Source organism: Nocardioides sp. Z40_12, from assembly GCF_058215795.1.
In genome coordinates this window covers 20569-33825 of record NZ_JBZAJA010000002.1, presented here as the reverse complement: position 1 = coordinate 33825, position 13257 = coordinate 20569, and the positions used below count along the sequence as shown (strand labels likewise).

Annotated in this window: 13 protein-coding genes and 1 riboswitch; of the genes, 3 read left to right on the top strand and 10 right to left on the bottom strand. The window is 72.7% G+C overall.

Features of this window, described 5'->3' with window-relative positions:
* Window positions 1-18: 18 nt before the first annotated feature.
* Genes AC4BG9_RS03275 through AC4BG9_RS03265 form a run of 3 tightly spaced genes read right to left on the bottom strand, consistent with a single transcriptional unit; the run spans window position 19 to window position 2728 of the window.
* Complete coding sequence (locus AC4BG9_RS03275) at window positions 19-1821, bottom strand: DEAD/DEAH box helicase (protein WP_490569653.1); 1803 nt, start codon at window positions 1819-1821, stop codon at window positions 19-21.
* Window positions 1818-2108, bottom strand: a complete 291-nt coding sequence (locus AC4BG9_RS03270) for a DUF3039 domain-containing protein (RefSeq protein WP_490569652.1) — start codon at window positions 2106-2108, stop codon at window positions 1818-1820. Before AC4BG9_RS03270 ends, AC4BG9_RS03275 begins: the two co-directional genes overlap by 4 nt.
* Window positions 2109-2125: 17 nt before the next feature.
* Complete coding sequence (locus tag AC4BG9_RS03265; protein WP_490569651.1) at window positions 2126-2728, bottom strand: YqgE/AlgH family protein; 603 nt, start codon at window positions 2726-2728, stop codon at window positions 2126-2128.
* A gap of 253 nt (window positions 2729-2981) precedes the next feature.
* On the opposite strand from AC4BG9_RS03265, the gene AC4BG9_RS03260 reads away from it, so the two are divergent.
* Window positions 2982-3659 (top strand): TetR/AcrR family transcriptional regulator, encoded by a 678-nt coding sequence (locus AC4BG9_RS03260; RefSeq protein ID WP_490569650.1) that lies wholly within the window; start codon window positions 2982-2984, stop codon window positions 3657-3659.
* 21 nt (window positions 3660-3680) lie between these two features.
* Here AC4BG9_RS03260 and AC4BG9_RS03255 read toward each other — a convergent pair whose 3' ends face one another.
* The 5 genes from AC4BG9_RS03255 to AC4BG9_RS03235 all read right to left on the bottom strand — a co-directional run bounded on the left by AC4BG9_RS03255 (window position 3681) and on the right by AC4BG9_RS03235 (window position 8549).
* Window positions 3681-4700, bottom strand: coding sequence for a DUF3048 domain-containing protein (locus AC4BG9_RS03255; RefSeq protein ID WP_490569649.1), 1020 nt, complete (start codon window positions 4698-4700; stop codon window positions 3681-3683).
* A gap of 103 nt (window positions 4701-4803) precedes the next feature.
* Entirely contained in the window at window positions 4804-5589 is a 786-nt protein-coding gene (locus tag AC4BG9_RS03250) for a C40 family peptidase (RefSeq protein ID WP_490569648.1), read from the bottom strand.
* A gap of 5 nt (window positions 5590-5594) precedes the next feature.
* Window positions 5595-5754, bottom strand: a riboswitch (cyclic di-AMP (ydaO/yuaA leader).
* A gap of 163 nt (window positions 5755-5917) precedes the next feature.
* Entirely contained in the window at window positions 5918-6688 is a 771-nt protein-coding gene (locus tag AC4BG9_RS03245; RefSeq protein WP_490569647.1) for an SDR family NAD(P)-dependent oxidoreductase, read from the bottom strand.
* 209 nt (window positions 6689-6897) lie between these two features.
* Window positions 6898-7326, bottom strand: a complete 429-nt coding sequence (locus tag AC4BG9_RS03240) for an HIT family protein (protein WP_490569646.1) — start codon at window positions 7324-7326, stop codon at window positions 6898-6900.
* Window positions 7323-8549: a M15 family metallopeptidase gene (locus AC4BG9_RS03235; RefSeq protein ID WP_490569645.1), complete on the bottom strand. Its 1227-nt coding sequence runs from the start codon at window positions 8547-8549 to the stop codon at window positions 7323-7325. The genes AC4BG9_RS03240 and AC4BG9_RS03235 overlap by 4 nt, the downstream gene beginning before the upstream one ends.
* 138 nt (window positions 8550-8687) lie before the next feature.
* On the opposite strand from AC4BG9_RS03235, the gene AC4BG9_RS03230 reads away from it, so the two are divergent.
* Entirely contained in the window at window positions 8688-9695 is a 1008-nt protein-coding gene (locus tag AC4BG9_RS03230) for a hypothetical protein (RefSeq protein ID WP_490569644.1), read from the top strand.
* 118 nt (window positions 9696-9813) lie between these two features.
* Entirely contained in the window at window positions 9814-10329 is a 516-nt protein-coding gene (locus AC4BG9_RS03225) for a GNAT family N-acetyltransferase (RefSeq protein WP_490569643.1), read from the top strand.
* Between the two features lie 69 nt (window positions 10330-10398).
* On the opposite strand, the gene katG is transcribed toward AC4BG9_RS03225, so the two are convergent.
* Both katG and AC4BG9_RS03215 read right to left on the bottom strand, forming a co-directional pair.
* The gene (gene katG, locus AC4BG9_RS03220) at window positions 10399-12681 is read right to left on the bottom strand and encodes a catalase/peroxidase HPI (RefSeq protein ID WP_490569642.1); all 2283 of its coding nucleotides are present in this window, start codon (window positions 12679-12681) and stop codon (window positions 10399-10401) included.
* Window positions 12682-12778: 97 nt separating this feature from the next.
* Window positions 12779-13207 carry a Fur family transcriptional regulator gene (locus AC4BG9_RS03215; protein WP_490569641.1) on the bottom strand — a complete coding sequence of 143 codons (429 nt, stop codon included), beginning with the start codon at window positions 13205-13207 and terminating at the stop codon, window positions 12779-12781.
* Window positions 13208-13257: the final 50 nt, after the last annotated feature.

The following is a 13257-nucleotide window of genomic DNA, read 5'->3' as shown; positions in this document are numbered from 1 at the left end:
GCTTGGCAGTGTAGGGGCTCAGGAGCTCTTGCGGACCGCCCAGTCGCGGAGGGCGTCGATGCGCGCGTGCAGCTGCTCGGCGGTCGCCACGGCGGCCGCCGGACCGCCGCACTGCTTGCGCAGCGCCGCGTGGGTGACGCCGTGCGGCTGGCCCGTGCGGTGGAACCACGCGGCGACCAGGCCGTTGAGCTCGCGGCGCAGCACGCCCAGCTGCTCGTGGGTCGAGAGGGCGGCGACCGGGTCGTCGGCCGCGGCCGGACCGCGGCCCGGCGCGGCCGCCTTCTGCCGCGCCGCCCGCTCGCTCTGCCGCGAGTGCAGGAGCTCGCGCACCTGGTCGGGCTCCAGCAGCCCGGGGATGCCGAGGAAGTCCATCTCCTCCTCGGAGCCCACGTGCACCTCGCCGGAGTGGCCGAACTCGCCGCCGTCGTAGAGCACCCGGTCGAAGGAGGCGGTGGAGGCCATCGCCTCGAAGGAGCCCTCCAGCTCGTCGGAGGCACCCTCGCCCTGCTGGGCCTGGGCGAGCAGGGCGTCCTCGGCGGCGAAGATGTCGCCCTCGTCGGTGACCTTGCGCCCCAGCACGTGGTCGCGCTCGACCTCCATCTCGGAGGCGAAGCCCAGCAGGTTGGGGACCGACGGCAGGAAGACCGAGGCCGTCTCGCCCCGCCTGCGGGCCCGCACGAAACGGCCCACCGCCTGGGCGAAGAAGAGAGGCGTGGAGGTGCGGGTGGCCCAGACGCCGACCGCGAGCCGCGGCACGTCGACCCCCTCCGAGACCATCCGGACCGCGACCATCCACCGGTCCTCGGACTCGGTGAACTTGGCGATCTTCTTCGACGAGGCCTTCTCGTCCGAGAGCACCACCGTGGGCCCCTCCCCCGTGATGCCGCGCAGGATCTTGGCGTAGGCGCGCGCCGAGTCCTGGTCCGAGGCGATCACCAGGCCGCCGGCGTCGGGCATGTGGCGGCGTACCTCCGAGAGGCGCTTGTCGGCCGCGGCCAGCACCGACGGCATCCACGAGCCCGTCGGGTCCAGCGCGGTGCGCAGCGCCTGGGCGTGCATGTCCTTGGTCAGCGGCTCGCCGAGCCGCGCGGTGATCTCGTCGCCCATCCGGGTGCGCCACTGCATCTCGCCGGAGTAGGCCATGAAGAGCACCGGACGCACCACGTGGTCGGCCAGGGCCTGGGCGTAGCCGTAGGTGTAGTCGGCCACCGAGCGCGGGATCCCGTCGGGACCCGGCGCGTAGGTGACGAACGGGATCGGGTTGACGTCGGAGCGGAACGGCGTACCGGTGAGCGCGAGCCGGCGGGTCGCCGGCTCGAACGCCTCGCGCACCCCCTCGCCCCAGGCCAGGGCGTCACCGGCGTGGTGCACCTCGTCGAGGATCACCAGGGTCTTGGTCCGCTCGGTGCGGATCCGCATCGCCAGGGGGTTGACCGCGACGCCGGCGTAGGTGACCGCGATGCCGAGGTAGTCCTTCGACGTCTTCCCCTTGCCCGCGGCGTACGTCGGGTCGATCGGGATCCCGGCGCGCTCGGCGGCCTCGGCCCACTGCACCTTGAGGTGCTCGGTGGGCGCCACGATGGTCACCCGCTCGACGATCCGGCGCCCCAGGAGCTCAGCGGCGACCGTGAGCGCGAAGGTCGTCTTGCCGGCCCCCGGCGTCGCCACGGCCAGGAAGTCGCGCGGCTGCTCGTCGAAGTACTTCGCCATCGCCGCCGACTGCCACGCGCGCAGCGAGGGCGCGGTTCCCCACGCGGCGCGCTCGGGCCAGGCCGGGGAGAGCGCGGGAGTGACGGGGGCCAGGTCTGCCCGGTCGCTCACGCGTCGTTGCCCCCGGCACCGGAGTCTCCGCCCGGCTTTCCGCCACCGGGCTTGAGGGACTCCCAGATCTCCTTGCACTCCGGGCAGACCGGGTACTTCTCGGGGGCGCGGCTGGGCACCCAGACCTTGCCGCACAGGGCGATCACCGGGGTGCCCATCACCATCGCCTCGGTGAGCTTGTCCTTGGGCACGTAGTGCGAGAACCGCTCGTGGTCCCCGTCATCGGTGGGGACGGTGCGGGTGTCCTCGATCGTCGAGGCTCCGGGCGAGAATCCGATCTGGGTCATGGTGCAGCCAGTCTAGGTCAGTTCAGCCCAGGATCGGCAGGGCGCGTGGAGTGCCACGCCGCCTCTCCTGGCTGACGGCGCAGGACCTCGCGCCACAACCCGGAGGGGTCGCGCCGGAAGACGTCGCCGGCCACGCTCGGCACCACGTACCAGTCGCCGCGCTCGACCTCACCCTCGAGCTGCTCGGCTCCCCAGCCGGCATACCCGGCGAAGACCCGCAGCCCGGCCAGGCTGCCCGCCACGAGCTCGACGGGGGCGTCGAGGTCGACCATCCCGACCACCCCGGCCTCGGTGCTCCAGATCGGGCGGAAGCCCACCGGCTCCTCCTGGCCCGCCGTGATCAGCGCCACCGCCAGCGCCCCCTCCACGCCCACCGGGCCACCGTGGAAGAGCACCTCCGGCTCGCCGACCACGTCGCCCCACGGCTCGAGCACCTCGGCGACCAGCACCGGCGAGGGCCGGTTGAGCACCACGCCGAGCGCCCCGGAGTCGTCGACGTCGAGGAGCAGCACCACGGTGTCGGCGAAGTTGGGGTCGGTCATCCCGGGGGTCGCCACCAGCAGGCAGCCCGCTCGTAGCGTCGTGCCCTGCTCCGCGTCCCGTCCGGTTCCCGAGTCCATGGATCCATCATCGGGCAGGCGGGAGATGTAAGACAGCCCCGACCCGGCGCACAGGGAGGGAGGGAGTGCGGTCTTCCTGGGAGGGAGGGAACCGCGTCGCGCAGCAGGTCGGGGCTGTCTGGCTCATGGGGAGGGACCTAAGTCCTGAGCACGTCTAGAACGTTACGTGACCATACCGACGGTATGCAAGCGTGCCACGGGTGACTCTGCGCACACCCGCCGCCACGCGACCCAGCGCCTCTAGACTGCCCGGATGACCGAGCTCAAGGCGCCCCGCGGCGGGACACGGCAGGACTACTCGTCCTCGACCCGTCGCGACCTCCTCGAGGCAGCCGAGCGGCTGTTCACCGAGCAGGGGTACGCCGCCACCTCGCTCGACTCGATCGTGGCCGGGGCGCACGTCACCAAGGGTGCGCTCTACCACCACTTCAGCAGCAAGCAGGGGGTCTTCGAGGCCGTCTTCGAGCAGATCGACCACCGCTCCGCCGGGGCGATCGAGGAGACCCTCTCGGCGCACGACGACCCGTGGCGGCAGGCGACGAGCGGTCTGAGCGCGTTCCTGGAGGTGGTCCGCGAGCCCGGCTACCGCCGGATCGTGGCCCAGGACGGTCCCGCGGTGCTGGGGCACGCACCGTTCCGCGCCGAGGAGTCCCGGCCCACCTTCGCGCTGGTCCACCGCGTCCTGGCAGGCATCCTCGTCTCCGGCGGCTGGGAGGTCGACCACGAGGTGGTCCTCACCTTCAGCCGGGTCTTCTACGGGGCCCTCAACACCGCCGGTACGGCGGTGGCCGCCAGCCGCGACCCCGACGCCGAGTGCGCTCGCGTCGAGCAGGTGATCGGGCTGATGCTGGCCGGGATCCGCCAGCTGGTCGACTCCGGCGCCAGCCTGGAGGAGGTCACCGCGCGGGCACTCCCCCCCGAGGCCCGCTGAGCGCGGCCGCCTGTCGGGCGGCTACTTCGCGACGGTCACCGAGCCGGTGTCCTGGGGGACCAGCTCGACCCAGGTGCGCCCGGCGGGCACGGCCAGCTCCTCGCCGTTCTTGGTCTCGAGCCGCAGCTGCCCGCGCAGGCCGCTCTTCGACCAGGTGGCCTTGACCGCCCGGCCGCCGTGGAAGAGCTGCGCCGGGCCGGAGCCCTCGAAGATGGTCTCGGGCACGAAGCTGCCGGCGGGGTCGCGGTAGCCGGCGTCGCCGACCCGGACCCGCAGCACCAGCACGGTGTCGGCGAGGAACTCGTCGCCCTGGCCCATGAAGCTGTTGACGTTGCGGTACTTGCCCTCGGCGAACTGCCAGCTGGTGGTGTGCCGGCCGAAGCCGGCCGAGAGCGTGGAGACCTTCTGTCCCTTGGGCAGGTCGGCGGCGTCGCCGAAGGTGAAGTAGTCGGCCGGCCGGGTCGCCTTCTGCTTCGCGGTCTCCGCGACCTCGCGCGGCCGGGCCATCAGGTTGTAGGGGGCGTAGCGGCTCGACTCGCGGAAGAAGCCCCGGGCCCCCTCCTCGAAGTAGGTGATCCCCGCGCCGTGGATCCGGTCCTTGGTGATCTGGGCCGCGCCGCTGGTGATGACGTCGGCGTCCACCGGCGTGACGATGCCGATGTCGCTGGCCCGCATCGAGCGGACCGGGCCGACCACCTCGGGCAGCCGGCTGTAGAAGAAGGCCGCGAGCCGGGTGGTGCCGCCCTCGACCAGCTCCTCGACCACCATGTCGGCCGCCCCCAGGCCCAGCTGCGGCGCCGCGCTCGCGGTGTTGTCGATCTTGGTCACCATCACCGGGTGGCTCAGGTCGGCCGACTTCCCCGCGGGCAGCTCCAGGCCGGTGAGCGGCCAGGTCTGCGGCGCGGCGGGCGCCTCGGCCGTCTCGCTCGGCCCCGGGTCCTGCGAGGCGCTCTGGGAGGTTCCGTCGTCGCCGCCGCTGCACCCCGCGAGGAGCAGGGCGGAGGTCAGGACGGCGGCGGTGAGAGCGACGGGACGGCGCACGGGTACTCCGATCAGATCAGGAAAGACAAGTGTGCGGGTGCATCTTCCCTCGGCGCAGGAGGCGCGCGGAGGGAAGGGCACCCGCACACAGGGTGGCGCCGGGTCAGCGCACGGTGCCGGCGAACCAGCTCGAGGTCCACGGGCGGGCGACCGCGACCGGACGGCCGGGACGCGAGGCGTGCACCATCAGCGGGGCGCCGTCGGCGGCGCGGCCGGCGAAGATGCCGACGTGGTAGACGCCACCGCCGTTGGCGAAGAACATCAGGTCGCCGGGGCGCATGGCCTCCTTGGAGATCCGTCGGGTGTGCGCGGCCTGCGCCGACGACGTCCGGGGCATCCCGGTCAGGCCGGCCCGGTGGTAGGCGTACTGCACGAGTCCGGAGCAGTCGAAGGCGTTGGGGCCGGTGGCGCCGTAGGCGTAGGCGTCCCCGCGCTGCGCCATCGCGATCGCCTTGGCCGTGCCGATCCGGCCGACCGTGGAGCTGCGGGCCTTGCGGGCCCGGATCGCGGCCTTGCGGGCCCGCTGCCGGGCCTCGCGCCGGGCCTCGCGCCGGGCCTTGCGCCGGGCCTTCTGCCGGGCCTTGCGCTTGGCCTTCTGCTTCGCCTTCTTCTCGGCCTTCTTGGCCTTCCGCTCGGCGGCCTCGTCGGCAGCCTGCTGGGCGGCGGGGTCGACGACCGGGACGTCGGCGACCGGCATCACGGTGCCGGCGGTGGTGGCCGTGGTCGTGCCGGCGGTCGTGCCGGCGGTGGTGCCGGCCGGGGCCGCGTGGGCCGGAGTGGCGGCGGGAGCGGCGATTCCGAGACCGCCGAGCAGGCCCAGGGTGAGGGTGGTGACGATGGTGCGGCGCGCGCCGGGGCGCACACCAGCGATGCGAGAAGTCGCAGGCATGGAGATGTGTTCCTTTCCCACGCCTGTGAGGTGAGCTGTCGGGTTGGAGCTGGAAAGTGCTCTGCCACCTGGACGGTGACTTCACCCCGAGCCGCGTGATGCGGCGAAGAACCTGTGGGTCCCCCACTCCTGCCCGTGTTTCATGTGGTGCGGTGCCTCCGACCGGACGGGCAGGACTCGGCGTACCCGGTGGTGGCTGTTGACTTGTTCGTCGAGTGCTCTCGACCCCCGCAGGTTAGGCACATGACCACTGGTCAACACAAGACGGGGAGACCCGCCCACGCTCAGCGCGTGAGGCAGATCTCCCCGTGGGAAGTCGGTGTGTGACTCAGCTGACGAGCTTGGCGCCTCCGTCGACGACGAGCGTCTGACCGGTGATGTAGGACGCCTCGTCGCTGCACAGGAACGCCGCCGCGGCCGCGATGTCCTCCGGGAAGCCGACCCGGCGGACCGGGTTGTTCTTCGCGTTGAGCTCGCGGAACTCCTCCACGCCCAGGCCCAGCCGGGCGGCGGTGGCGTCGGTCATCTCGGTGGCGATGAAGCCGGGCGCGATGGCGTTGGCGTTGATGCCGAAGGGGCCCAGCTCGATGCCCAGGGTCCGGGTGAAGCCCTGGACCCCCATCTTGGCGGCGGAGTAGTTCGCCTGGCCGCGGTTGCCGTAGGCGGAGACGCTGGAGAGGTTCAGGATCTTGCCGTACTTCTGCTCCACGAAGTGCTTCTGAGCGGCCTTGGTCATCAGGAACGCGCCCTTGAGGTGCACGTTCATGACCAGGTCCCAGTCCTGCTCGGTCATCTTGAAGAGCAGGTTGTCGCGGGTGATGCCCGCGTTGTTGACGAGGATGTGGATCCCGCCGAGCTCGGTGACCACCCGCTCGACCGCGGCGTCGACGGAGGCGGCGTCGCTGACGTCGCAGCCGATCCCGGTCGCCGTCGCCTGCCCGACGGTCTCCAGCCGGCCGGCCGCCTCGGCCGCGGCGGACTCGTCGAGGTCGATGATGGCGACGCTCGCACCCTCGGCGGCGAAGCGCTGGGCGGTGCCGAACCCGATGCCTCGGGCGGCTCCGGTGATGACTGCGACGCGACCGTCGAATCGACCCATGACAGGTGTCCTCCTCTGGGTGTGCGAGGCCGGTCCCCGCTCCGGGGCGACACTCTAGGCGCAGCCGACGCCCGTCGCGCCGGGCGGGCCGCCCAGTCCTCGCCGTCGCCTCGCCGTCGCCGCGCCGTCGCCTCGCCATCGCCCGACCCGGTCCGGGGCGCGTTCTTCCGGCTCGAGCAGGTACGACGGGCGAGCGGGGTGCGGGTGGGTCAGAGCACCGCGCGGAGCCGGGCGCCGTACTCGCCGCGCTCGACCTCGTCGGCGTACGTCGTGCGGGGCCAGAAGAAGCCGCGGAGCCCGTCGCCCTTGGTGCGGGGCACGACGTGCAGGTGCAGGTGCGCCACCGACTGGCTGACCACGTTGTTGAGCGCCACGAACGACCCCTGGGCGCCGAGCCCCTCGACCACGGCGGTGGCCAGCCGCTGGGCCTGGGCCAGGAAGCCGTCGCGCAGGTCCGCCGGGAGGTCGGGCAGGGTCACCACGTGGGAGCGGGGCACCAGCAGGGTGTGCCCCTTGAAGACGGGCCGCACGTCGAGGAAACCGACGAAGTCGTCGGTCTCCAGCACCACCTCGGCGCCCTCCTGACCTGCGGCGATGGCGCAGAAGAGGCAGCCGGCGGAGGGATCGCGCGGGCTCACTCGCACACCCCGTCGCAGGCCTCGCCACGCAGCAGCCGGGCGAGCCGTCGCGGCGCGCCCGCGACGACGTCGAAGTGGTGGTTGTCGTTGCGCCCGTAGGTCCACCGGAACCCGTGGCGACGCATCAGGGCGACCACGGCGTGGTCCGGGCCGCGCCACGCGTATCGGGGGTGGCTCCGCGACTGCCACCAGGGGCTGGGCACCAGACCGTGCCGGCTGCGGTACGGGTTCTCCCAGGGGTTGATGTCCACCGAGCGGCCCCAGGCGTGCGGCGAGCGGACCGCCGGGTTGCCCACCACCTGACGGCAGTTGAACGCCGAGCTGTTGCCGGCCGCCATCGAGGCGTAGTCGTCGGCGCCGCGCAGCCGCGCCGACCAGCCGAACCGGTCGACGCGGTACAGGGAGCGGATCGGGAACCGCCGGTCGTGGAGCTCGGTGAAGGCACCGACCACGTTCCCGGTCACGGCGGCGGCGACCACCAGCTCGCCGCGCCGCCGGTAGCCGTCGAAGTCGTAGTAGTTGACCTGCACCAGCCGCAGGTCGCTGCGGCCCACGGGGCAGCCGGGGCGCCACGAGCGACCGCGCATCCGGCCCCACACGGCGTCGGGGATCTCCAGGACCACGGCGTCGGCCCCGGTGCCCACGGCCCGCTGCTGCGGCGGCAGGGTGATCCGCGGGCGGGGGGCGCCCGACGGCAGCCGCACCTTCACCCCGGGCGGGACGTTGCGCACCGTGTGCTCCCGGCTGCGGCCACCCGTCACCCAGGGCAGGTCGGCGGCGACGAGCCGGTAGCGGAAGGTGGCGCGCGGGGTCAGCGTCACTTCGACCGTGCCGTCGACCCCGGTGGACGACAGCTCCTGGGTGCGCCACGGGCGAGGCGACCTCTGGCCGGCCCTCACCCTCTCCCCCGGGCGCCGCACGAGCTTGCGCTGCAGCTCCACGGGCCCGGCCACCGGCTCGCCGGCGCGGGTCGTCCACGAGGCGGTCAGGGTGAGGCTGCGCTCGTCGACGACGCGTCCGGGGCCGGTGAGCCGCAGACGCCCCTCCCGCGTGGCCAGGGCCAGCTGGTGGGGGGCCGTGGCGGCCGGCACCCAGACCCCGTCGGCGATCCGCTCGACGACCACGCCGAGACCGGGCAGCGGCCCCGAGGGCGCCCCCAGCGCCGGCGGCGACAGGGTCACGCAGAGGACGATCCCGAGAAGAAGCACCAGCAGCCGACGCACGCCCCCGACTCTCGCACGCGCCGCCCGACGGGTCGGCACGGACACCCCGCCGCGACCACGCCGGAAGCGACCCACGACGTGACACCATGCCCTCCACCCGGCGGCACGGGACTGCCGCCCGAGCGAGCGAGAGGCCTCATGGACCAGGAAGCCCCCACCGTCGGACCCGGCCCCGCCCCGGCGCCCGACCACGCCCCGGCCGCGCCGCCGCTGGCCGACTGCGAGCACTGGTTCCTGCGCCACGGGCTCCCCTACTTCGTCGACGACGTCCGAGCCCGCGTCGAGCGCGGCCTGCGCCGCCCGAGGTTGGTGACGGTGGCGACGCTGGCGCTGGTGCTGTCGGCGGCGGTCTTCGCCGTCGCGGTCGCCGCGTCGGACAGGTACGTCGCCGGGGCGGCCGCGCTGACCACGGCCGGCGTGGTGGTCGCGGGCTACTCCCTGGCCACGCTCCGCGTCTGGCTGTGGCTGCGCTGGGCGGCCGGCAAGACCTTCTCCTCGCTCGGGCTGATGGTGCCGCTCGTCGCCCGGGCCCTGCCGATGCTGATGCTCTTCATCACCTTCCTCTTCATCAACGCCGAGGTCTGGCAGGTCGCGGCCCGCCTCTCCGGCGGCGTGATGTGGGCCGCGGTCCTGGGCTTCGCGGCTGCCGCGGTGGGCTTCCTGCTCTTCAAGCTGCCCGAGGAGGTCGACCAGCTCACCGCGCACCTCGACCGGGGGTCGATCCGCCAGGCCTGCGCGGGGACGCCGTTCGCCCGGTGGGCCGAGCGCGAGGGGGTGGTCGCGGTGCCGCCCCCGAGCCGGCTCGAGCGGGCCAACCTGGTCCTGGTGCTGCTCGCCTCCCAGGCGGTCCAGGTGCTGCTGCTCAGCGTCGCGGTCTTCGTCTTCTTCCTCGGCTTCGGCCTGGTGGCGATCCCCGACGAGGTGGTGACCAGCTGGGTCGGCGTCGCCCCGACGGCAGCCGTCGCGTCGCTGTCGTGGGAGCTGATCCGGGTCTCGGTGTTCCTGGCCGCCTTCTCCGGGCTCTACTTCGCCGTGTACGCCGTCACCGACGAGACCTACCGCCGCCAGTTCTTCACAGGCATCACCGACGACCTGGAGAAGGCCGTCGCGACGCGCTGCGCCTACCGGGTCGCCCGCGACGGCTGAGGCCCGGCGCCCCGCCGCGACCATCCCGTCTGACCCGCCTGCCGCCTCGGCCCGGGTGTGTCGCTCGTCGCACCTCGCGGCCCTTGCACACCGGCGGTGCGGCACGAACGATGGCCCGATGCTCCTCGACGTGCTCCCTGCCGACCCCGCGACCCTGACCTCGCGGCTGCTCACCGCGGACGACTGGCCCCTGCTGCGCGAGATCCGGCTGCAGGCGCTGGCCGACTCCCCGGACTCGTTCCAGGCGAGCCTGGAGGAGTCGGAGCAGTTCCCGGAGTCGGTCTGGCGCGACCTCGCGGCCGGCGCGGGCCCGACGCTGCTCATCCTCGATCGGGGGCGCCCGGTGGCCATGGGCGGCGCACTGGCCTATCCGCAGTCGCGGACGGCGTGGCTGTGGGGCATCTGGACGGCCCCGCAGGGCCGCGGCCGGGGCCTGAGCCGCCGGATCGTCGGCGAGCTGGTGGCGTGGTGCCACCAGCGCTCCCTGGAGGTCCGTCTCCACGTCACGCAGGGCAACCGGGCGGCCCGGGCGGTCTACGAGTCCCAGGGCTTCCAGGTCACCGGTGATCTCACGCCGCTGCGCGAGGGCTCACCCCTCCAGATGGACACGATGGTGCTGCCGGCCGCGACGTGAGCCGGCCCCCGAGATGACAGCGAGCCCGGCCCCCGCGACGGCGGGGGCCGGGCTCGTCGTTCAGACGCCTCAGCGAAGGTCGAAGCGGTCCGCGTCCATCACCTTGGTCCACGCGGCGGCGAAGTCCTGGACGAACTTCTCCCGCGCGTCGTCGCTGGCGTAGACCTCGGCCATCGCCCGCAGCTGCGAGTTGGAGCCGAAGATCAGGTCGACCGCGGTGGCGGTCCACTTGACCTCGCCGGTGGCGGCGTCGCGGATCTCGAAGACGCCCTCCTCGTTCTCCGACGCCTTCCACTCCGTGCCCGGAGCGAGGAGGTTGACGAAGAAGTCGTTGGTCAGGACGCCCGGCTGCTCGGTGAGCACGCCGTGCGCCGTGCCGCCGTAGTTGTTGCCCAGGGCGCGGAGGCCGCCGACGAGCACGGTCATCTCCGGAGCGCTCAGGCTCAGGTTGTAGGCCTTGTCGACCAGCAGGGTCTCCGGCTGCAGCTTGACGCCCGGGCGGACGTAGTTGCGGAAGCCGTCGGCCCGGGGCTCGAGCCACTTGAAGGAGTCGACGTCGGTCTGCTCCTGCGTGGCGTCGGTGCGTCCCGGGTGGAACGGCACCGTCACCTCGACACCGGCGTCCTTCGCCGCCTTCTCCACCGCTGCCGTGCCGGCGAGCACGATCAGGTCGGCCAGCGAGACCTGGGCGCCGCCGGCCTCGTTGAACTCGCGCTGGATGCCCTCCAGGCGCTCGAGCACCGGAGCGATCCGCTCGGGCTGGTTGACCTCCCAGCTGCGCTGCGGCTCCAGCCGGATGCGGGCGCCGTTGGCGCCGCCCCGGTGGTCGGTACGCCGGTAGGTCGACGCCGAGGCCCAGGCGGTGGAGATCAGCTCGGAGACCGAGAGGCCCGAGTCGAGGACCTTGGCCTTGAGCGTCGCCACGTCGGCGTCGCCGATCAGCTCGCCCTCGACGGCCGGCACCGGGTCCTGCCAGATCTGCGGCTCCGGGACCCACGGGCCCAGGTAGCGGGAGACCGGACCCATGTCGCGGTGGAGCAGCTTGTACCAGGCCTTGGCGAAGGCGAGACGGAACGCCTCCGGGTCCTCCTTGAAGCGGCGCGAGATCTTGTCGTACTCGGGGTCGAAGCGCAGCGCGAGGTCGGAGGTGAGCATCCGGGGCTCACGGCGGGGGTCACCCTCGTGGGCGCCGGGCACCAGGTCGTTGCCGGCGCCGTTCTTGGGCCGCCACTGCTTGGCACCGGCCGGCGACTCGAAGAGCTCCCAGTCGTAGGCGTAGAGGATGTGGAAGAACTCGTTGTCCCACCGGGTCGGGTGGTAGGTCCAGGTGACCTCCAGGCCCGAGGTGATGGTGTCGCCGCCCTTGCCGGAGCCGTAGGCGCTCTTCCAGCCCAGGCCCTGCTCCTCGAGCGGTGCGGCCTCGGGCTCCGGGCCGACCAGCTCGGCGTCACCGGCGCCGTGGGTCTTGCCGAAGGTGTGGCCACCGGCGATCAGGGCGACGGTCTCCTCGTCGTTCATCCCCATCCGGGCGAACGTGACGCGGATGTCCTTGGCCGAGGCGATCGGGTCGGGGTTGCCGTTGGGGCCCTCGGGGTTGACGTAGATCAGGCCCATCTGGACCGCCGCGAGGGCGTCGTCGAGCTCGCGGTCATCCGCGTAGCGCTCGTCGCCCAGCCAGGCGTCCTCGGGACCCCAGAAGATCTCCTCGGGCTCCCAGATGTCCTGACGGCCGAAGCCGAAGCCGAAGGTCTCGAAGCCCATGTCCTCCAGGGCCACGTTGCCGGCCAGGACGATGAGGTCGGCCCACGAGATCTTCTGGCCGTACTTCTTCTTCACCGGCCACAGCAGGCGGCGGGCCTTGTCGAGGTTGACGTTGTCGGGCCAGCTGTTGAGGGGGGCGAAGCGCTGACCGCCGTCGCCGCCACCGCCGCGGCCGTCGTGCACCCGGTAGGTGCCGGCCGAGTGCCAGCTCATCCGGATGAAGAGGCCGCCGTAGTGACCGAAGTCGGCGGGCCACCAGTCCTGGGAGGTGTGCATGACCTCGACGATGTCGCGCTTGAGCGCCTCGAGGTCGAGCTCCGCGAACTTCTTCTCGTAGCTGAAGTCCGGGTCCAGCGGGTTGATGTTCTCGGAGTTGGTGTGCAGGACCGAGAGGTCGAGCTGGTTGGGCCACCAGTCCTTGTTGGTGCGGGGGCGCCCGCCCGTCTTGGGCTCGGGCGAGTGGATCCCCGGGTTCTCGCTCTCGCTGCCGTGCGCGGCCGCGGAGTCGTGCATGACCGGGCAGCCACCCTCGGCCTTGCGGTCGACCCCCTGGGGGCTCTGCGGCGTGCTCTTGTCCTGGTCGTCGGTCATGTGTTTCCTTCCGGCTGGATGTGCCCGGGGCTGGTGATGCCCCGGGCTCTCGTGGCGAGTTCGTGCGGGTGGTGCGGGTCGGTACGGGTCGGTGCGGTCATTGCGGGGTGGAGACGGTCGCGCAGTCGGGGCAGGTGCCCCAGTAGACGACCTCCGCCTCGTCGACCGTGAAGCCATGGTCGTCGGAGGCGGTGAGGCACGGCGCGTGGCCGACGGCGCAGTCGACGTCGGCGATGGCGCCGCACGAGCGACAGACCACGTGGTGGTGGTTGTCGCCGATTCGGGCCTCGTAGCGTGCCGTGGCCCCGGCGGGCTGGATCTTGCGGACGAGCCCGGCCTCGGTGAGGGCGCGAAGCACGTCGTAGACCGCCTGGTGCGAGACCGCTCCGAGGTCGGAGCGGACCCGCTCGATCACGGCGTCGGTGTCGAGGTGGGGCTCCGCGTGGACGGCGGCCAGGGCCGCCACCCGCGGTCGGGTGACGCGTAGGGACGCGCCGCGCAGCACGGAGGAGAAGTCCGTGGTCATGGTCGTCAGCATGCAACGTTTTCTGGAACGAGTCAAGATTGCGCGGCCTG